The following is a 19,602-nucleotide window of genomic DNA, read 5'->3' as shown; positions in this document are numbered from 1 at the left end:
ACAGTTGGACTGTCTCAGAGCTTGTGCTGTCTCAGTTGAGACAACGGATGTCGAGGCCTTGCACCGACTGGCCGGCGGACCGGGTGCGGACCTGCCGGCCAGGGGAGTGATCAGCGAAGGTGCACCGGAAGGGAGCGGTGGCCGTTGGAGATGAAGGAGTCCACCGGCTCCAACTCCTGCTGGGGCACGGCGAGTTGCAGCCCCGGAAAGCGGTCGAAGAGCGCCGGCAGTGCGATCCGCGCCTCCAGCCGCCCCAGCGGCGCGCCCAGGCAGAAGTGAACGCCGTACCCGAAGGCCAGGTGCTCCTTGTCGACGCGGGTGACGTCGAACCGGTCGGCGTCGGCGCCGTATTTGCCGGGGTGGCGTCCGGCTGCGGCGTACGCGGCCAGGATGGCTTCGCCCTTGCCGATCACGACGCCTTCGGGACCGCCGAATTCTCCCAACGCCAGGTCCTCCACGGCGTACCGCAGCGGCAGGCTGGCGACGGGTGCCTCGACGCGCAGCGTCTCCTCGATCACAGCGTCCCAGGAGGCGTGGCCGCCGCGGACGAGTGCGAGCTGGTCCGGGTGGGTCAGCAGGGCGTGGATGGCGTTGTCGATGAGGTTGACCGTGGTCTCGTGGCCCGCGCTGACCATGAGCATGAGGGTGTCGAGGAGTTCCTGCTCGCTCAGGTGCGTGCCGTCCTCGTCGTCACGGGTCGCGATGAGGGCAGTGGTCAGGTCGTCGCCGGGCGACTCCCTTTTGAGGGCGACGAGTTTGGCCAGTGCGGCGTAGAAGCGGGTGTAGGTGTCGGTGACTTCCTCCGGTGTGGCGGAGGTGTGGAAGACGCTGTCCACGACGGCGCGCAGTTCGGCTCCCTGCTCCTCGGGCAGCCCGAACAGATCGCTGATCACCTGGATCGGCAGCGGGTAGCAGAACCCCTCACGCAGATCGACGACCTGCCCGTCCCGTCCGGCCTCTTCCACCCGGTCCAGCAAGTCCGTGGTGATCTCCTCGATACGAGGCCGGAGTGCGGCGGTACGGCGTGCGGTGAACGCCTTGGCGACCAGGGCGCGCAGCCGTTTGTGCTCGCCGCCGTACGCGGTGAACATGTTCTGCACCGCCACCCAGGTGAACAGCGGCCACTGCGGGGTGATTTCGCCGTTGATCCAGCTCGTCCAGTGGCGGCGCGGATCCTTGGAGACACGCGGGTCGGTGAGCAGGCGCCTGAGCAGACCGGGGTCACTGACGGCCCATGCCTGGACGCCGTCGGGAAGTTCCACCGGGGTGAGCGGCCCGCGCTCGCGGATCCGGGCGGCCTCGCCGTGGATGTCGCGGCCGGCCGGATCGATCACTAAGGGGTCGAGGTGTGCCATCGCAGCCTCCCAGGGTCTCGAACCATGAATACGTACCGTAAAGCTACGTCGCCGTGGCGTCGCCGGACGAGATCCCGAGGCACCCACTGCGTACCGTCACAATGTCTCTGCGCGTGGCCGCAAGTCGGCTGCGCCGTCCGGGCCTTGGGGCAGGGGTGCCGCACGGTAGGGCCGGTGAGGGCGATGACGGGCAGTGGGCCCCAGCAGGGATTCGCACTTTGTCATGCATGCGCTGGTCATACACGCCGCAGGCGGGGCAGGGCTTCAGACGGTGGCTGCCCCCGCCGCCCCGCCGACTTGCCCTGGAGTGCGCTCCAGGCCGTAGCGTCGCAGACATCGGGGCGTACCAAGCCCGCCATTCGGTGCCCTGCAGGATGCCGGACGGCCACATCCGTCGCCGGATGGATGAAGGGCTTGGTGCCGTCCGGAAAACAACGAACGAGCGTGCAGAAAGGCTGGGACACGGCATGCAGAAGCGCAGCCTGCGGGATCTCCAGGTATCGGCCATCGGCCTCGGATGCATGGGCATGTCCGCCTTCTACGGATCCACCGACCAGGAGGAGGGCATCGCGACCATCCGGCGCGCCCTCGACCTCGGCATGAACTTCCTCGACACCGCACAGATGTACGGCCCGCTCACCAACGAGTCGCTGGTCGGCGAGGCCATCCGGGGACGTCGCGACGAGTATGTGATCGCGACGAAGTTCAACTACCGGATGGACAACGCCGTACCCGGCGACATCAGCACGGTCGGCCCGCAGGACGGTTCGGCCGAGCATGTCCGCAGCTCGGTCCACGGCTCCCTGCAGCGTCTGGGGACCGACCACATCGACCTGTACTACCAGCACCGGGTCGACCCGAACGTCCCCATCGAGGAGACGGTGGGCGCGCTGGGCGAACTGGTCGCCGAGGGCAAGGTGCGCCACATCGGGTTGAGCGAGGCGAGCGCGCAGACCATCCGGCGCGCGCACGCCGTGCACCCGGTGACCGCGGTGCAGAGCGAGTACTCGCTGTGGTCGCGGGACGTGGAGGCCGAGGTGCTGCCGGCCTGCCGGGAGCTGGGCATCGGCTTCGTGCCGTACTCGCCGCTCGGCCGCGGCTTCCTCGCCGGGCGCTTCACGTCGCCGGACGACCTGGACGCGAACGACTGGCGCCGCCAGAACCCGCGTTTCCAGGACGCCAATCTGGAGGCGAACCAGCGGCTGGCGGCAATGGTGAGGGAGATCGCCGCGGAGAAGGACGTGACGCCGGCACAGCTGGCGATCGCCTGGGTGCTGGCCCAGGACGAGCACCTGGTGCCGATCCCGGGCACCAAGCGCCGTACCTACCTGGAGCAGAACGCCGCGGCGGCCGACGTCGTGCTGACCAAGAACGACTTGGCCCGCATCGACGCGGAGCTGCCCGAGGCGGCGGGGGAGCGGTACGACGAGGCGGGGATGCGGTCGGTCAACCGCTAAGCGGGGGCTCCCATGGAGCGGCCGGGCGGCCGGCCGGGCGGGCGGGTGGTCGGCCGGTTCGCCGTGGGTGTCTGGGGTGCGGTGTCGCTGTCGGCCATCGGGTGAAGGGGCGGGCCGGCGGTGTCGGTCGGCGGGGGGTGCCCCTATGTCTTTGGTCAAGGGAAACAGTGCTGCGTTGAGCCCGGGTGCCGGGCAGCATGGTGGTGTGGCTGATCTGCTGTGGGATGACGTGAAGTGCTTCTTTGACCCGGACCTGGTGGGGGCGCTGCCGGACGTGCGTGTCCCGGATGCCTCGGTGGAGGACTGGCAGGTGGTCCTCGATCTTGTCGCGGAGAGGGGCTGGCAGTACGAGTACTCCGAGGGCGAGACGGTGCTTCCGGTGCCTCGGGCGGAGGTCGTGCTGTCCCGTCCGGCGGATGCCGAGTGCCCGAACCTGCGGGTCTGGCCGGTTGCCGATGGCCTGGCGATCTTCCGTTTCTATGCCGCCGATGAAGTCGATTTCGATGTCGACGTGCGGGAGTTGCAGGGCCAGGAGCGACTTGATGTGTTCTGCGGCTTCCTTCGGGAGATCGGGCGGCAGTTGGGTAAGCCGGTGCTGATGGATCCGGAGGGCGGCTATGGCCGTCCGGTGCTCGGCTTCGACGTCGCGGCTGATCGAGTCGTCCTCCTCGCGGAGCCGCTGGTCAGGTGACTGTGGCTGAGGGCTGGGGTTCGTAGAACGTGCCGTCGAGGAGCATCGTGAACAGGACGTCGGCTCGACGCCGGGCGAGGCAGAGCAGGGCCTGGGTGTGGTGTTTGCCCTGCGCGATCTTCTTGTCGTAGTAGGCCCGCGATGCAGGGTCGGCCAGGGCGGCGAACGCGGAGAGGGAGAAAGCCCGTTTGCGCTGCTTGTTTCCTCGTCTGGAGGGCTGTTCGCCCCGGATCGAGGAGCCTGAGCTCCGGGTCGCCGGGGCGAGACCCGCGTAGGCGGCGAGGTGGCCGGCGGTCGGGAAGGTGCTGCCGTCGCCGATCTCGATCAGGATGCGGGCTCCGGTCCTGACGCCGACTCCTGGCATCGACATCAGGACCTTCGAAAGAGGGTGGGTCTCCAGCAGTTCCTCGATCCGCCCGGCCAGCAGCTTGCGCACGTTGAGCGCGTCGGTGACCAGCGCGTCCACCAAAGCCGCGCGGGCGGCCTCGTCGGCGACCCCGGTGAACAAGCCCATTTCCGGCTTTACAAGCCCTTCACGGTCGATGCCGACGCCGGAACGTGGCACTGCCCCCAGCTACGCGTCGCCGCCGTCGGCGGACAGCCCGGTTCTCACAAGACCCTTCACGTCGCACTCGTCACTGCAGAGGCGCTGACAGCATCGGCCTGTACCGACAGAACCGCGTCGCTGACGGCCAGCGCCAGCAGCCGGCTGGGGCCACCGCAGGCCTGGGAGACACGACAGAGGGAAGCATCGAGATCGACAACCGGGACATCGTCACCTCGTAGTCCGAACAGGAGGGATGTGTCGAGCTCGAGCGTGGTGCTCGTTGAACAGTCGACCGGCTCGCTCTTGAAATGGGACGTGAACGGGAGGACGAGCCGGTCACCCCCGGGCAGGGTGATCTCAAGCGGCGGCACGGCACGGGCCGGTGGCGCCAGCTCGGCCAGATTGGCCAACGCCCTGGCGACAGGTGAGCGGCCGGACGCGAGCGGGCTTGTCTAGGAGATGGAGATCTGGAAGGGGTCGCCGTCAAGCACGCGCTGACTGCGGAAGAACTGCGTGTTCAGGCCGCCCTGGGCGTCATTGTCCCCCCTGGCGATCATGCAGGCGCTGGCTCCCTTCGACCCACTGCCCGAGGGGATGTTGGGCAGGTCGCAGCCGGAGAAGGTGCGGCGGGTTCCTCCGGAACTTAACAGCGGCTAACACAATGAAGATGAAGGGTGCGCCAGCGGCACCGGCCAAGCGAACGAGTGCGTCTCCTGACTGGTGAGTCGCGGCGGTTGGTTGTGTTGGATGCGAGGGGATCCCCCCGTCTCTGCGCTGTACCGTCTTCGGAGACGATCATCGGGAGGGGCGGGATGACCAACGATCTTCAGTTCAGTTGGGAACTGAGTGGCAGCGGGTGGGCGACATGCCTCATCAGGGATCGCTCTTCGGAACGGAAGGACATCGTCAGCTACTGCACGGATGCCCTTGCCGACTTGCTTCACGGTGTGGCGGGTCTGTATGGCCCCATACCTGTCCAGCGCTTCTCCTTCGACCTGGAACCGGCTGAAGTGAGGTGGGTTCTGCGAGGCAGGGGTTCGGAGGTTGATGTGGCGATCTACCGTTTCCCTGACATGTCCGTGAGCTTCGATGCGCCCGACGAGAAGGGCACTCTCGTCTGGGACTCTACGCAGCCGCGAGACCTTCTCGGTCACGTCGTCATGGAAGCCGCTCAGTCAGTACTGCAGGTCCATGGCGAGGACGGCTATCGGGCGAAGTGGGTTCAACACTCCTTTCCCATCGCTGCACTGCAAGACCTCCGCCGGCTGCACCTCCAGCACGACAGGTGTGAACTGCAACATGGTGTTGCCATTTCATAGGCCGCTGGATGCTTCCCGCCGGACGTCCCGGTCCGCCGTCGGCCTGCTCAGGATTTCCGGCGACTGCGGTGCACAGCCTGGGGCGCACCGGCGGACTGGGTGCCCTCCTCACCAAGGGTGATGGTGTCGGCGTCGGTGAGCTGGACCACGTAGAGATGGCGTGTGTCGCACTGCAGTGACGTGTCCGAGCGATCGGTGGGGTGGCTGGTGACCGCTTCGAACGTGGCCGTGGTGCCGCGCACGGCTCGAAGTGCGAGGGCCTCCGTGCAGCCGACCTCCCGGCCGGTGCCGGCCTCGGTGATGTTGCTGACCTGCTTGCCGGCCAGTTCGCCCACGTTGGCGGTGTGCAGGGTGAGGGTCACCTTGAAGGAGTCGGTGCGCGGATGCAGTCGGCCGTCGGCGTTCGGGGTGCCGGGGCCCGTGCCGATCCACACACCGGCCCACTTGGCGGAGAGAGCGGGAGCGGAGACGTCGGGGAGAGGCGGGGAGGACGTGGTGCCTTCGCCGCGGGCGCCCGCGGCGAAGGGGTGCAGCAGCAGGATGCCGGTCACGGCGGCGGTAACGGTGAGGGCACAAGCGGCGGCCATCCAGCGGATGCGGCGGCGTGCGCGAAGGTATGTGGGGTGGTGGGTGCCGTACGGCAGCAGCGGGAACGGTCCGGTGGAGGAGCCCGGGGGCTCGGGCGGGTACGCGCCGGAGGTGGTGGCGGAGGGATACGGCGCGGCTGTGTAAGGGGCCGGGGCGGGGGCCACCGGGGCCGGGTGGTCCGGCGGCACCGCGCACCGGACGGCGACCTCTGTCTCACGCGCCGCGAGGTCGGCGCCGAGTCCGGGCGGAAGAGCCCGTTCCCAGGCATCGGCCCCGGACACAGGCCCGGCGGCCCCATAGGCACCCGCCCGCGGATCGCCGGCGGCCCCTTCCCGCCGCAGCAGTGTTGCCAGCTCTTCGCTTCGCGGGCGATCCTGCGGTTCCTTCGCCAGGCAGCGGGCGACAAGTTGTGCCAGGCCGGCCGGAACGCCGTCGAGGCGGGCGTTCTCGTGCACTATGCGGTAGAGGAGCGAGGCCGCCGATGGCTGCTCGCCCGGTAGTTCGAACGGGTTGGTGCCGGTCGCGGCGAAGACGAGGACAGCCCCCAGGGAAAAGACGTCACCCGCTTCGGTGACGGTCCCCTGGGTGGCCTGTTCGGGGGCCAGATAGCCAGGAGAGCCGATGACGCCCCCGGTAGCCGTGTGGCGGGAGTCGTCGGCGGCCCGGGCGATGCCGAAGTCGATGAGCATGGGCCGGGCCCGACCCAGCAGGACGTTGGACGGTTTGACGTCCCGGTGTGCGAGGCCGCAGGCGTGCACAGCGGCCAGCGCGGCAGCGAGTTCGCCGGCCAGGACACGTAGGGTGGCAGGCGGCAGCGGGCCGTGGATGGCGACCCAGTCGGCGAGGGCAGGTGCGGCGACATACTCGGTGACCAGCCACTGCGGGCGGTGGCCGGGCGCGCTGAAGTCCACCACCGAGACGGTCCATGGGGAACGGACCCGGTCGCTGCTGCGGATCTCTCTGGAAAAGCGCGTCTCGAAGTCCGGGGCGGCGGTGAGGTCGGGACGAACCGTCTTGAGCGCCAGCGGGCGGCCCGTCGGGGTGCGAGACAGGTAGACCTGTCCCATGCCGCCCGCGCCGAGCCGCCCCAAGAGTGGGTAGCCGCCGATCGCCGCCGGATCCGTGGACTCCAATGGCTGCACGTACGCCTCCCCCTGGTCACCTCACCCCGTAAGCACAGCAGAATACGGGCTTCTTGAACGCCGGGAATGGGCGGGAGGCGCCGCTCAGAGCGGCTGCGGCTCGGCCGATGACGACCAACCCCGGGGCAAAGGACTCCTCTCCCGAACCGTCGCCGTCGCCCGCACCGTGAATCGCAGCGACGCCGTGGCCGCATCCTGGCGAACCCTCGGCAGTGCGGTTTCCGCGAGGTGGTCAGGGCGAGGCGTTGGTGGAAAGCGACGTCCTGGCGTGCCCGGAACTCCAGCGTTGCCTGATCCTCGATGACAGGTTCAGATACGATTCCATACGTGGAACGTTCCCAAAGAATTTATTCAAGCATGGTCGTCTGGGACCTCGGCGGCGTCCTGGCCCCCTCGGGGAGGGCGTTGACCGAACTGGCCCGGTCTCTCGACGTGGGGGAGGCGGAACTCGCCGGGGCGTACTGGGCCCACCGCAGCGCCTACGACCTGGGCGGTACTGCCGCCGAGTACTGGCGCCTGGTCGGCGAGAGTCTGGGACGCCCCCTGGACGCGGTGTGGGCCGAGCGACTGGACCGGGTCGACACCGACTGCTGGGCCGCCCTCGCGGAGGCGCCCGCCGCGCTGCTGGCCGAACTCGCGAGCAGGGGAGCAGCACTGGGGGTGCTCTCCAACGCCCCCCGGTCCTTGGCGGCGGCGGTTCGCGGGGCGCCGTGGAGCGCTCGCTTCGAGACACTGGTCTTCTCGTGCGATCTCGGCCTGATGAAGCCGGACCGACTCGTCTACCGAGCGGCCGACGAACGGCTGGGTACGTCACCCCGTGACGTCGTCTTCTTCGACGACCGTCCGGAGAACGTCGCCGCGGCCCGAGCTCACGGCTGGCGCGCGCACGTGTGGACCGGAGCGGACGCGGCAAAGGCGGCTCTGATCGGTGAGGGAGTGCTCGATGGCTGACCGGCCCCGGAACCCGACGATCATAGATGTGGCCCGGGCGGCGGGCGTTTCCAAGTCAGTGGTCTCCCGCGTGGTCTCCGGGCGAGGCAGCGTGGGGGAGGAGACCCGGCAGCGGGTCGTGCTGGCCGCGCAGGAACTGGGCTACGTCGTCAACGCGTCGGCCCGTGCCATGGTCGCCCACCGTACGTACACCGTGGGGGCGTTCGTCCGTGACGCCGCGACCGCGTTCTACGGCCATCTGCTCACCGCGATGCAGGAGCGTGCCGCCTCCCACGGTTACCGGGTCGTCACCGCGACCGGTTCCGGCCGCTTCGAGGTGAGCGACGAGTACCGGGCACTTGAGACCCTCGCCATGCTGCGGGTCGAGGCACTGATCGTGTGCAGCGGACTGCTGCCGAGCGAGCGGATTCTGCCCTTCGCCGCCCGTCTGCCCACCGTGGTGGCCGGCCGCCCGGAGACCCATCCGAGCATCACGAGCGTCTACTGCGACGAGGAGGAGGGCGGCACCGCGCTCGCGGATCACCTCCTCGGCCTGGGGCACCGCGGGATCGCGGTGGTCACCGTGCCACTGCGCAGCTCGGTGACGATGGGCCCGCGGTCGGCGGCCATGGTGCGCCGCCTCCGTGAGCGCGGCGCACGGGTGCTGGAGATCGAGGGGCCGACGCGCGAGGCGGCCGGCGCCTGGGTGACCGAGGTGCTGCGCCACGACGGGATCACCGCGGTCATGGCCCCCAGTGACCGGCATGCCATCTCCCTGCTGGAGCAGCTCCAGCTGCGGGGGGTCGACGTCCCGGGGGACCTGTCGGTCACCGGCTATGACGGCATCGGCGACATGACGACGTCTTTGATCGGACTGACGCACTGGCGCCAGCCGATCGATCTCATCGGCACGCGGGCCGTGGACGCGGTGGTCCAGCTGCTAGACGGTGAGCAGCCCCCGCAGCATCATCAGGCGCTACCCGGTGCGCTGGTCGTCGGCCGTACGACGGCACCGCCGCGTCCCTGACCTGCCAGTATTTTGCCCGTTGTTCACCTGATCGGTGCTGTCCTCCTCAAGCGATCGATGGGAACGTTCCACTCATGTTTGGGAACGTTCCACTCCGTCGCTCCGGCCGACCGGGCCGCTCCAGCCCGGCAGGTCCGCTCATGGTGCTGCCCTGCGTCGGACTGCTCCTCGTCTTCGCTTACTGGCCGGTCCTGCGCGGTGTCGTACTGAGCCTGTACGACACCGATCTGCTGGGCGACCCCACCCGGTTCGTGGGCGGCGCGCACTACCTCGAACTGTTCACCGAGCCCGACCTGCGACGGGCGCTGTACGCCACGGTGGCCATCGCGGCGCTCAGCGTGACACTCTCCGTCGGTGGTGCGCTCGCGGCCGTACTCCCGCTGCGGCGGGCAGCGCGCCGGCCGCGCCCAGCGGTGTCACTCCTGCTGACCCTGCCCTTCGCGTACTCGGCGGCAGCCGCGTCGGCCGTGTTCGCCGGTCTGTTCGCGCCCGCGGTCGGCACCCTGAACGAGGTGCTGGCCCAGATGGGCATCACCGGCCCCGAGTGGCTGAGAACGCCGGTATGGGCCGTCGTCGCGGTCGCCGCCACCACCGCCTGGTACCAGTTCGGGTTCGCGTTCCTCGTGCTGCTGGCCGCGATCTCACAGCTCGACCAGTCGGTGATCGAAGCGGCGGCGCTCGACGGCGCGTCCGGTCTGCGCCTGGCCCGTTCGGTGATCGTCCCGATGCTCCGGCCCTCCCTCGTCTTCCTCCTGGTCACCCAGACGATCGGCGGGCTGCAGATCTTCACCCAGATCCAGGTCCTCACCAAAGGCGGCCCCTCAGGCGCCACCTCCACGCTCGTGTACGAGCTGTACCAACGGGCGTTCGGCGAGGCCCTGCCCCAGGTCGGCTCCGCCTCGGCCCTGGCCGTCTTCCTGCTGCTGCTCGTCGTCGCGATCACTGCGATCCAGTTCCGGACAGTCAGGAGGTGGGCATGACACGCGAACGGGCCGGTTCCGTCCTGCGCTGGCTGTGGCTGGCCATCGTGGTCCTGATCGTGGTGTTCCCGGTCTACGTCACCGTCGTCACCGCGCTGCTGCCCAGGGCCGACGTCGCCGCCGGGCAACTCCTGCCGAGGCCGGACCGGCTGATACTCGACAACCTGCGGTTCGCCCTCGACTCCTCATCACTGACCCGGCAGTACCTGGTCAGCGTCGCGGTCACCGTGCTGCAGGCGACGGCCCAGCTGATCACCGCCGCGCTCGCCGCGTACGCACTGGTCTTCCCGCGCTGGCGAGGACGCGGTATCGCCTTCGCGTTGGTCCTCGCCACGCTCGCCATTCCCGGCGAGAGTCTCGTCATCCCCAACTACGACCTGGTCTCCGCCCTCGGACTGCGCGACACCCTGCTCGGCATCGTCATTCCGTATCTCGCCGCCGGCTACGCGGTGTTCCTGCTGCGGCAGGCGTTCCTCGCCCAGCCGCGGGAGGTGTGGGAGGCCGCCCGGCTGGACGGGTGCGGGGATCTGCGGGCGCTGCTGCACGTCGTACTGCCCATGGCCCGGCCCCAGTTGATGACGGCGGCGATGTGGTGCGCTCTGTCAGCGTGGAACGGCTACTTCTGGCCGCTGCTCATCACCGACTCGCCCAGCCGGCGCACCGTTCAGGTCGGACTGGCGCAACTCGTCCTCGACCAGGCCACCTCACCAGCCGTGATCTACGCCGGGACCCTGCTCGTCCTGCTCCCCACCTTGCTGCTGGTCCTGTTCGGACAGCGGTTCCTGGTGCGGGGACTCGCCTCGCGGGTCACCGCCTAGCCGCCCGGCTCCCACCCCTGTGCGACCGGTTCACTCCGTGGCCGGCCGCGTTGCCCGGCAGGCCTGTCCGGCGTGCCGCAGATACCGTGAACACCAAGACAAGGAAGCTCGTCATGCCCAGAAGATCCTCGTTGTTCGGAGCCGCTTGCGCGATGGCCGTGGGTGCCATGGTCCTGTCCGCCTGCGGCGGGTCGGGAACGGCAGGCAAGGAGGCCACCGGAGCCGCCCCCGGACCCTCCGCGCTCGCCGCAGCCAAGCAGCCCGTGACCATCACCCTCTGGCACGGACTCGGGGGACCGGCCGGGCAGGCGCTGCAGGCCGAGATCGACGCGTTCAACAAGGCAAACAGCGGCAAGATCGTGGTCAAGGCGTCCTTCCAGGGCAGCTACGCCGACGCCATCGCCAAGTACACCTCCGCCGTCCGCAACGGCGGCACACCGTCGGTGATGCTCACCAACGACATCACCAGCGGTTATCTGCGCGATGCCCGGCAGACCGTATCCGCTCGGGCGATGGCGGCCGCCAACCCCGGGGGCCTGGACCTCGACAAGCTCCGCCCGGCCGCGCGCAGTTACTACACCGCCGGCGGCAAGCTGCTCGCCGTACCGCTGAACACGTCGATGCCTCTGCTGTACGTCAACGACAAACTGCTGGCCAAGGCCGGCGTGGACAAGTCGACCCTCGGGACCCTGTCGGGTCTGGCCGTCGCCGCACGCAAGATCCACGCCGCCCTGCCGGCGGTGAAGGGGCTGGACCAGCCCTTCGACGACTGGTGGTTCGAGCAACTGACGGCCGCATCCGGCCGGCCCTACTGCACCCCGGGCAACGGCCGCGAGGGCTCCGGGGCAACAGCCCTGTCCCTGACCAGCGCGCCCCAGAAGTCCGCCATCGCCACGGTGGCCAAGCTCTACACCGACGGCGTCGCCCTGGACACGGGTACCGACGGCAATGCCGCGCTGGCCGCGTTCACCTCGGGCAAGGTCGCCATGATGTTCAACTCCAGCGGCGGCATCGGCGGCCTCACCCTGGCCGGCATGAAGGGCTACAGCGCGCTGCCCTACCCTCTGTCCGGTCCGAAGACCACCTCGGGCGCCGCCGTCGGCGGCGCGGCCCTGTGGGTCGACCAGGTCGGACACAGCGCGGCCGAGCAGGTGGCGAGCTGGAAGCTGATCAGCTTCCTGGCCTCCGCGCCCGCGCAGGAACGTTTCGCCATGGCGTCTGGCTACGCCCCCATCAACACGGACGTGGCCAAGTCGCCCACCTGGAAGGCCTTCCTGGCCAAGAACGCCTCGTACAACGTGCTCGACAAGCAGTTCGACAGCACCCCGGCGACCACAGCCACGGCCGGCTGCTTCACCGGCGCCATGCAGGGCGTGCGGGACGCGGTCGTACCCGAGATGCAAAAGGCGTTCAGCGGCCAGACCTCTCTGGACAGCGCCCTGAAGGCGGCCGAGACGGCGGGCACGGCGAAGATCCAGGCGTACCGGAAGCAGGCGGGCCGGTGACCGGGACCCGGACCACGTCAATGATCACGAACACCATCACCGTCCCGGCGGCCAACCTCCGCTTCGGGCGGGGGGCCGGCGACCCCTACCGCTACGGCGTCTATCTGCGTCCGGACCCGGCCACCTGCGCGGCGGTCACCGCCGTGACCGGGCAGCTGAAGGCGCAGTACGGATTCGTCTCCGCCGGGGCCTTCCCGCCTCACGCGACGCTGGTCGGCAGCCGTCATCTCCCGGCCCCCGAAGCCGAGATCATCGCGGCCGTGACCGAGGCCGTCGCCGACGTGCCAGCCTTCACGGTCCACAATGCCGGCGTCCGCCGGCAGGGCGTGGGCCTCGTATACGACGTCCACCACCTCGCCGACGGCGCCACACCGAACACGGCCTTCAGCGACCTGGCCGCCAGGATCGACGAGGCGGTGACGCCCCTCGACGAACCGGCACCCAACCCCGCCGAGCACCTCTTCGACCCGGCCACCTTCCGGGCCCATCTGTCGCTGCTCTCCCACGACATGTACGTCCGTCCGGACCTGTTCGAAGAGGCTCAGGAGTACGTCACCGGGCTCCCCGTGGCCTTCCCGCCCACCTTCCTCGGCGACACGGTCACCCTCTACCGCACCCGCAGCGACGACTGGACGGGCCGCTGGTGGAACACCCTGGCCTGGGAACACGTGCATACGTGGAGGCTGTCTCACTGAGAGGGTGCGCAGGCGAGCGCGGCGCCGGGGCACGGGTCCTGCTGACCGTGCCCTGACACGGCGCGGGCCGGCCGCCGTGTTGCCTTCGCAGGACGGCCTCGGACCGGTGAGCAGGAGGGCTCCGGCCGATGGTCAACGACCTGTTGGTCCGAGTCTCAAGAGCAACGAGAGTCCGTCTTCGAACAGATCTTGCCCAGAGTGGGAATGACGCGAGTGTGACCGCCGCTTCGTAGGAGGTCGCGGTCTTCTCTTACCTGGTCGCGATGGCGCGGAAGCCCTTGAGTCGGTTGAAGCAGCGTTCGATGATGTTGCGTCTGCGGTAGGTCTCCCGGTCGAACGCCGGTGGTCGCCCGCCGCGTCGGCCCCGGTTCTGCCGGTGCCGTCGCTGGTCGTTCTTCTCCGGGATGGTGTGCGCGATGCCGTGTTTTCGTAGGTAGGCACGGAAACCGCGGGAGCTGTATGCCCTGTCGGCGATGACCTGATCAGGCCTGCAGCGGGGTCGACCGACGTCGGTGCGGGGAACGCGGATGCGTGCCGGGAGCGGGCGTGCGCAGATGCTGTCGTGGCGCTGGCTCGGTGTCACCAGGATCGCGAGGGGACGGCCGCGACCGTTGCAAGCGAGGTGGACTTTGGCGGTCGGTCCTCCTCGGGACCGGCCCCGAGGAGGACCGGAACGATCTACGGCTGGAGTACATCGGCCCGTCGCATACGCCCCGCAGGTCCCGGGATCCATCCCGTGCCGAGGCCTCGCGCGACGGGATGGGACGGATTGCGGCCGAGCGCCTTCACTCTCTGGTGAGCGGGAGACTGAGGACTCCGCGGTCGTGTCCGGCGATCAGGTCCGGACCCGCGGTCGCCAGACAGTTCAGGCCCACGTCCAGGGCGATATGTTCCACGACGCCGGTCTCCGGTTCCCATATCCGCAGTCGGTGACCGTGTTGGGTGCCGGTGACCACGACCGTGCGGCCGTCGCGCAGGGTGGTGGCGGTGATGAGCGGCAAGCCGGCGGTGCCTGTCGAGAAGGGCAGACTGTCACCGATCGGAGCACCGGTGGCAGGGTCCCACAGCACGACCACGCCACGGTTGTCTCCCGTGGCCAGCACGGTTCGGTCGTGGGTGGGCACAGCGGCCACAGCAGCTACCCGGTGGTCTGCATCGGCCAGCGCGCGTGCATTCAGTTGCACGGCCGCGCCGGTCTCCCAGGGGTCGTCGACGGCTGGATCCCACATGTGAAGGCGGCCGGCGGTGTCCGAGGCCGCGATCAGCGTGTGGTCGGCGGCGATCGGAACGGCCGCGATCGACTGGATCGGACTGCCGTAGGGATTGAGCCGCCCGACGCATTCACCGGTCTCCGGGTCCCACAGCCGGACCGCTCCTCGGGGTGTGGCGGTGACGAGCAGGGTGCGGCCGTCGGGGATCGTCGCGGTGCACATGCCGGTCACCCCGCCGGGCCAGTCGCCGGCCGGTTCGCGAACCGGCTGCCCGGTGACGGGGTTCCACACGGCGATCGTCCCGGTGTCGCCTCCGCTCGCCAGAAGGACATGGTCGTCGGGCAGCGGCAGGGCCGTCATCGAACGGATGCGGTCCGGATGCCCTGGCAGGGGGCCATGGACGAGCCGGCCGTCGACCACGTCCCACAGGCAAAGGCTGCCCCCGTCCCCTGCACCCGCCACGAGCGTCGGCCGACCTGGGCCGGATACCACCGCCAGTGCGTTGACACCCCCGGATGCATCAGGCGCGGACTCGGCGAACACCGATATACGGCCCCAGGGCGTGCCGTCGGCGGCGAGCACCACGTTCCCGTCCCGCCGGAACCGTGTCGCTGCTTCGCCTGCCGGGCCGGCTACCGTCGAGTCCACACTGGCAGCCGGGCCGTCGTGGTCTGTCAACGCCGCTGTCGGATGGACCCGGGGTCGCGCACCGTCCGGATTCTCCGCCAGGCCGTCGGCGATCGTCCACGTCTGTTCGCAGTCCCAGCAGCGGAAGTACCCGGTGAGCGACATCAGTTGGCAGGCCAGTTCCGTTGCGGCCTGTTGCAGGGGGCCGTTGACCGCGACCACGCCGGCGACCAGGCACAGGACAGCCTGCCCCGGTGTCTCGGCAGGTACCCCGGCCGCCGCAACCCCACGCGCCACCCGCAGGAAGGACTCCCACTCCTCTCCCAGCGCATTCTCCTGCACTGCTTCGGCGACCTCGCCCCACGGATGTCCTCCCTCCCGGACATGGGCGGGATCAGGCAGCTCTGGAACCTCGGAAGGCGGACGCGCCGCATCCGCGAGGAACTCGGAAATCTCGGTGTCGCTCCCGCACTCGGGGCACACCAACAGGAGGCCGCTGTCCCGGAGATCCAGGAACCTCCCCAGCGCTTCGCCCATGTGGTGGCCGGCGAACGCCACGCAGGAGAGCGCGAGATGGGCGCGGGCCTGCGCGGCAGTCTCGGCGGCGAGGAGGCTCCGGATGGCCGCCCGCTCGGCCAGACGCAGAGCGGCGCCGAACCCCGCCTCCAGATCGGCCGGGACGGGCGGCCGGTAGTCGGCGGTCACGATGCAGCCCAGGTCCACCCAGAAGTCCACGGTCTGTCCAGGAGGCAAGGCCGCTGCCGCCTCGACGAGATGCGGCAGGGCCGCATAGGCCCCGTCGGAGACGGTTCCGTCGTTCATCAGGCCGGCCGCCAGGTACGTCCAGGTCTGCTTCCATGCCTCGCCGCTCCCGGTGGCGGACGCGGACGCCATCTGCTCCAGGAGCGCCTCCACCTCCTCGGCCTTCACGCCGTCAAGATCACGCCAACGAGGGCTGTACAAGGGCAGCTTCGAAATCATGGAACGAGTCTCGCAGTCGGCAGTGACAATGCAGTGACCATCATGGGGTGACGACGGTGGCGTCCGGCGACGTCCGGCCCCCCGACGATGCGATCGGTGCCCGTGTTGAGATGCCGTGGTCTGGTGGACGAGGAGGCCTACGGCCCGGCAGGCTGCCGTCCCTCGCCACGCATCAGCTCGTCATCCGATCGACGATGAGCGCGAACGAACGGGGCACGATCCGCTCCAGAACCGGCAGGACGGTGCGCCAGCTGTCGAGAGCCACAGCCTGTGCGGCGAGCCTGCGGGCGTCGAACGGCTCGGACAGTTCCGCGAGTTCGGCCAGTGCGCGGGCCTGTGTCGCGCGGTAGGCGATCGATCGGGCGAGAGTCCCGGCCCGGCCCGGATCGCCATGCCGGGCCGTCTCCCGGACGACCGCCACCAACGCCTCGCCCTGGGCCCAACGGTCATTGATCGAATGGACGAGGGATTCCGCTCGGCCCAGATCCCCGCGGCGAGCCAGTTCCCGGACCACTCCGATCAGCGCCCTGTCCTGTGCCCGGCGGTCGGTGATCGCGCGAGCCAGACACTCGGCCCCTCCCGTGTCGCCGGAGCGGGCCATTTCCCCGACGACCTCGGCATGCCGCGGCACGGACAGATCGGGGTCGAGGAGTTCGACGAGTGCCATGGTCCGCTCGGCCTGCCCATGCCGGGCCAGCAGGAGTGTCACGGACCTCAGCAGAATGTCGTGATGAGGGCCGTCACCGGTCTCGAGCACTGTCTCGGCCCGGTCGGCCAGGGCCAAAGCCACGTCGCGGTCGGCGGTTTCGGTGACGGCGTCCAGCACACACGCCAAGTCCCAGGCGTTGAGCGGAGATTGGAGGAGGATCGGGCGTGCGGTGTCCTCGTCCGGGTCTCCTACCAAGTCTTCCGGGTCTCCCAAGTCTTCTGACAGGTCTTCTTCCCGGCCTGTGTCCTGGTCGAAGGCTTCACCGAGCGCCCACCCACAGAGCGTTCCCCCGGCCTTGATGGCGGGAACGGGCACGGGACGTAGGAGAGCGTCGAGCCGACCAAGGTCTCCCGCAAGCACCTCACGGGCCAACACCGCTACCAGGGACCGGGGTTTGGACCATCCTGCCGGGGTGCCGGACCGGGCGACGGCCTCCACACGGTCGGCGAGTGCGACGGCCCGATCACGGTCGCCGGTTGCGACGGCCACCTCCACGAGGAGGGCGAGTACCTGCTCGGTTCCCTCGACGGCGTAGGAACTCACCTCGTCGTCGGCGCGAGCGGCGAATCCGAGCGCCGCGTCGATGTCTCCGCTGTCCGCCACCGCCTTCGCCAACAGGGCCCAGGCCCATGCCCAGTTGTGCGGGTAGCGAATTCTCTCCGCCAGAGCGAGCGCCCTGTCACGCTCACCGGCACGGGCCCACTCCGGCACAAGGGCGACCAGCGCCTGGTCCCGCAGCTGCCGTACGGGAATGGATTCGGCCAACGCCTGGGCGCCGCACAGGTCTCCGGCGCCCGCCCCGGCCTTCACCAGCTCCAGAAGCTCCGTGCCCTGCTCGAGTTCGTCACTGATCGTGTACGCCAACTCGGTCGCGCGCGCGAGATGGCCAGTGCGGGCGAGCACCCTCGGCAACCACCCATTGGTGAGACCGGTGTCCGATTCCCTGCCCACCGACAGCAGCAGAACGGCCAACAGGCAAGGCTCGAACCCCCCTTGCAGGATGTCCCTTCCCCTGTGGTTCTCCGGTGCCGGGCCGCTACGTCGCTCCCGTTCCCGCGTCATGAAAAGCTCTGGCCCCCACTGGGCCAACCCCTCCGGCATGCCTGGTGTCCCCCTGGTCAAGCCCCCGCCTGCGCACTCGCACAGGCGGTCCCACACTACTGGCGGGAATCCGCCGGATTGCCGTGCGTACGGGAACTCGGGTCCTGCGGCAGCCCAACGCCAACTCGGGGCTGCCGCATCGCCCTCCAGAGATGACGTCTTCACCCAGGTCGCAGACGTCGACGAGAAGCCGCAGCAGGTGTTCTTCGTTGTTGGCAACCCGCCTCGACAGCAGATGCCTGCCGGTGTCGTCGATCACCACGCAGTGGTGATGGCCCTTGCCAGCGTCGATGCCGGCCCAGATCGCTGCCACATGCTCTCCACGGATCGCTTGCCTGTACCCCGCAGACGACCTCGCTGGCGAGTCCCTATTCAGCGATCGGTTCGCAATTACCAATCAGCAGCCGAGTCGTCAGGGGGTGTCGGGCGGCCAATCGACGCTAGCCATGGTCGGCAGACTACTGAGAGCCACACCCGACACCCCTGGGTGAGCCCACCCTACGAATGGCCCGCTCATCCCGATCAACAAGGTAGGGACTACTGATCTGACTCGGCCTGACCTGCTGAAACCCAGGTCAGCAGCCCACCTGCCAGCCTCACCAGGAGGAAACCATGAAGATGTTGATCAACTTCTCGTAGTTGCCTCGACCACGACGATCTGATGGATCTTGCGTCGGCGGGGGCTGCAGTGCACGTCGACCACGTCGCCCACTTTGAAGCGGTCCTTCAGCTGGGGGTTGGACTCCGTGGAGAACATCGGCCGGTGCCATTCGTCCACTTCGAAGGACCACCCCTGGCGGGATTCGGGGTGCTCGATCGAGCAGCAGTAGTGCGTGATGAAGGTCGGCGGATCGTCGTAATGAGTGGTGAAGTCCCAACGGCAGATGACCACACCACGGAAGGTCAACTCGGCCGGGAGACTGCGGATTCGGCGATGCGCCGGCAGCCAGAGACCCGCCAGGACCACGCCGATCAGAACCGGGACGGCGCAGACAGCCGCGTCGTAGGCAGTGCGCGCGGTCATGACCAGTGACGCTGTCATGGCGCAGGCGGTGAGGGCCACGACGACGAGTTGCCACATGCGGCCCCAGCGCGGCGGGTCCAGCGGCGCCGTGTCGACGACATGCCACGACTTGTTGTACGAGGACCAGATACGGCGGGACTCGCGAACGGGGAGTGCCGACTCGGGGCCGTTCGCCCCCACCTGCCGTTTCGGAGGGCGATGTGAGGTGGCCTGCGCGCTGTTGCGCCACCGGGCCGCGGCCTGGCGGCCAGCAGGAGTAAGCCGGGGACCGGACCTGCGCGGGAAACGTTCGTACCAGAAGCCCAGCAGGACAAAGACGATGACAGTCGCTTGGAAGGCTACGTCGAAGACGTCGCCGCCCAACTCGGCGCAGCCGTACAGCAGGCCCGCCCACACAAGACACCCGGCGATCCTCAGCGTCCAAGTCAGGTACTTCTCGCGGGCCGGGCGGATCAGACCGAGGGCCATCGCCTCGTCCTGAACGCTTTGTTGAAAGCCCCGCCACCATATCCAGTACTCGTCGCCGTCCCCAGGCCCCAGCGCCTCTATGGGCACCCGGTCGACGTTGTCGCGGCAGCGGTGGCGGATCCGTTCGAGGAGCAGTTGCTCGAAGGGTCGCAGGTGTCGGTTGTCCTCAGCGGCGGGGGTGAGGCGCACGGTCGGCGTGCCGTCTGCTTTGCGCTCGAGCCGCAGCTGACCCGCTGCAACGAGTTGGAGGCTGGTCGTCTCGATCGCCTTGGGCGTGACCTCCCCTCGACCGAACAGCAGATTCACCACAGGCGCGGCCAGCTCACGATGGGGTGGGGGGCTGGGCAGGGGTGGCAGAGTCTCCCGTCTGCGTACGCCGTACACCGCGGCTGCGTACAGCAGCGGGCCGAAGACGAATGCCATGAGA

16 protein-coding genes and 2 pseudogenes are annotated in these 19,602 nt (G+C 69.1%); 9 read left to right on the top strand and 9 right to left on the bottom strand.

Annotated features, from left to right (window positions below):
• Window positions 1-110: 110 nt before the first annotated feature.
• Complete coding sequence (locus IH68_RS0136830) at window positions 111-1,355, bottom strand: cytochrome P450 family protein (RefSeq protein ID WP_030944254.1); 1,245 nt, start codon at window positions 1,353-1,355, stop codon at window positions 111-113.
• Between the two features lie 467 nt (window positions 1,356-1,822).
• On the opposite strand from IH68_RS0136830, the gene IH68_RS0136825 reads away from it, so the two are divergent.
• Window positions 1,823-2,812, top strand: coding sequence for an aldo/keto reductase (locus IH68_RS0136825; protein WP_030944253.1), 990 nt, complete (start codon window positions 1,823-1,825; stop codon window positions 2,810-2,812).
• 205 nt (window positions 2,813-3,017) lie between these two features.
• Complete coding sequence (locus IH68_RS0136815) at window positions 3,018-3,503, top strand: hypothetical protein (protein WP_030944251.1); 486 nt, start codon at window positions 3,018-3,020, stop codon at window positions 3,501-3,503.
• Here IH68_RS0136815 and IH68_RS0136810 read toward each other — a convergent pair.
• Together IH68_RS0136810 and IH68_RS0136805 are read right to left on the bottom strand one after the other, a co-directional pair.
• Window positions 3,496-3,912: pseudogene (locus IH68_RS0136810) on the bottom strand (transposase); the annotation flags it as partial. The gene IH68_RS0136815 and the pseudogene IH68_RS0136810 sit on opposite strands and share 8 nt — an antisense overlap.
• A gap of 212 nt (window positions 3,913-4,124) precedes the next feature.
• Window positions 4,125-4,460: a hypothetical protein gene (locus IH68_RS0136805; RefSeq protein ID WP_078912773.1), complete on the bottom strand. Its 336-nt coding sequence runs from the start codon at window positions 4,458-4,460 to the stop codon at window positions 4,125-4,127.
• A gap of 402 nt (window positions 4,461-4,862) precedes the next feature.
• Here IH68_RS0136805 and IH68_RS0136795 point away from each other — a divergent pair, with 402 nt between their 5' ends.
• On the top strand, window positions 4,863-5,369 hold the full coding sequence (locus IH68_RS0136795) for a hypothetical protein (protein WP_030944242.1): 507 nt from the start codon (window positions 4,863-4,865) through the stop codon (window positions 5,367-5,369).
• Between the two features lie 47 nt (window positions 5,370-5,416).
• Here IH68_RS0136795 and IH68_RS51985 read toward each other — a convergent pair whose 3' ends face one another.
• Window positions 5,417-7,099: a serine/threonine-protein kinase gene (locus IH68_RS51985; protein WP_159403781.1), complete on the bottom strand. Its 1,683-nt coding sequence runs from the start codon at window positions 7,097-7,099 to the stop codon at window positions 5,417-5,419.
• A 357-nt stretch (window positions 7,100-7,456) separates the two neighbouring features.
• Between IH68_RS51985 and IH68_RS0136785 the strand changes: the two genes are divergently transcribed.
• From IH68_RS0136785 to IH68_RS0136760, 6 genes are all read left to right on the top strand, one after another.
• Window positions 7,457-8,050, top strand: a complete 594-nt coding sequence (locus IH68_RS0136785; RefSeq protein ID WP_030944234.1) for an HAD family hydrolase — start codon at window positions 7,457-7,459, stop codon at window positions 8,048-8,050.
• Window positions 8,043-9,056, top strand: coding sequence for a LacI family DNA-binding transcriptional regulator (locus IH68_RS0136780; RefSeq protein WP_030944230.1), 1,014 nt, complete (start codon window positions 8,043-8,045; stop codon window positions 9,054-9,056). Before IH68_RS0136785 ends, IH68_RS0136780 begins: the two co-directional genes overlap by 8 nt.
• A 140-nt stretch (window positions 9,057-9,196) precedes the next feature.
• Window positions 9,197-10,036 carry a carbohydrate ABC transporter permease gene (locus tag IH68_RS0136775; protein ID WP_037885830.1) on the top strand — a complete coding sequence of 280 codons (840 nt, stop codon included), beginning with the start codon at window positions 9,197-9,199 and terminating at the stop codon, window positions 10,034-10,036.
• Entirely contained in the window at window positions 10,033-10,854 is an 822-nt protein-coding gene (locus IH68_RS0136770; protein ID WP_030944224.1) for a carbohydrate ABC transporter permease, read from the top strand. The genes IH68_RS0136775 and IH68_RS0136770 overlap by 4 nt, the downstream gene beginning before the upstream one ends.
• 113 nt (window positions 10,855-10,967) lie before the next feature.
• On the top strand, window positions 10,968-12,359 hold the full coding sequence (locus tag IH68_RS0136765) for an extracellular solute-binding protein (protein ID WP_078912770.1): 1,392 nt from the start codon (window positions 10,968-10,970) through the stop codon (window positions 12,357-12,359).
• 20 nt (window positions 12,360-12,379) lie between these two features.
• A complete protein-coding gene (locus IH68_RS0136760) occupies window positions 12,380-13,054 on the top strand; it encodes a 2'-5' RNA ligase family protein (RefSeq protein WP_051833909.1) in 675 nt (224 codons plus the stop codon).
• Window positions 13,055-13,304: 250 nt separating this feature from the next.
• Here IH68_RS0136760 and IH68_RS50490 read toward each other — a convergent pair whose 3' ends face one another.
• The 5 genes and pseudogenes from IH68_RS50490 to IH68_RS0136740 form a co-directional block, all read right to left on the bottom strand.
• Window positions 13,305-13,787 carry an IS5 family transposase gene (locus IH68_RS50490; RefSeq protein WP_078912769.1) on the bottom strand — a complete coding sequence of 161 codons (483 nt, stop codon included), beginning with the start codon at window positions 13,785-13,787 and terminating at the stop codon, window positions 13,305-13,307.
• A gap of 52 nt (window positions 13,788-13,839) precedes the next feature.
• Window positions 13,840-15,873 carry a WD40 repeat domain-containing protein gene (locus IH68_RS0136750; protein WP_234341716.1) on the bottom strand — a complete coding sequence of 678 codons (2,034 nt, stop codon included), beginning with the start codon at window positions 15,871-15,873 and terminating at the stop codon, window positions 13,840-13,842.
• A gap of 172 nt (window positions 15,874-16,045) precedes the next feature.
• Window positions 16,046-17,554 carry a hypothetical protein gene (locus IH68_RS0136745; RefSeq protein ID WP_159403780.1) on the bottom strand — a complete coding sequence of 503 codons (1,509 nt, stop codon included), beginning with the start codon at window positions 17,552-17,554 and terminating at the stop codon, window positions 16,046-16,048.
• 289 nt (window positions 17,555-17,843) lie between these two features.
• Window positions 17,844-17,996 (bottom strand): annotated as a pseudogene (locus IH68_RS58495) (IS110 family transposase); the annotation flags it as partial.
• Between the two features lie 312 nt (window positions 17,997-18,308).
• Complete coding sequence (locus IH68_RS0136740; protein ID WP_159403778.1) at window positions 18,309-19,598, bottom strand: DUF2207 family protein; 1,290 nt, start codon at window positions 19,596-19,598, stop codon at window positions 18,309-18,311.
• Between the last annotated feature and the right edge of the window lie 4 nt (window positions 19,599-19,602).

The organism is Streptomyces sp. NRRL S-646 (assembly GCF_000720765.1).
Taxonomy (GTDB): domain Bacteria; phylum Actinomycetota; class Actinomycetes; order Streptomycetales; family Streptomycetaceae; genus Streptomyces.
Note: the sequence above shows the minus strand (reverse complement) of the source record. Positions and strands in the feature narration are given on the sequence as shown.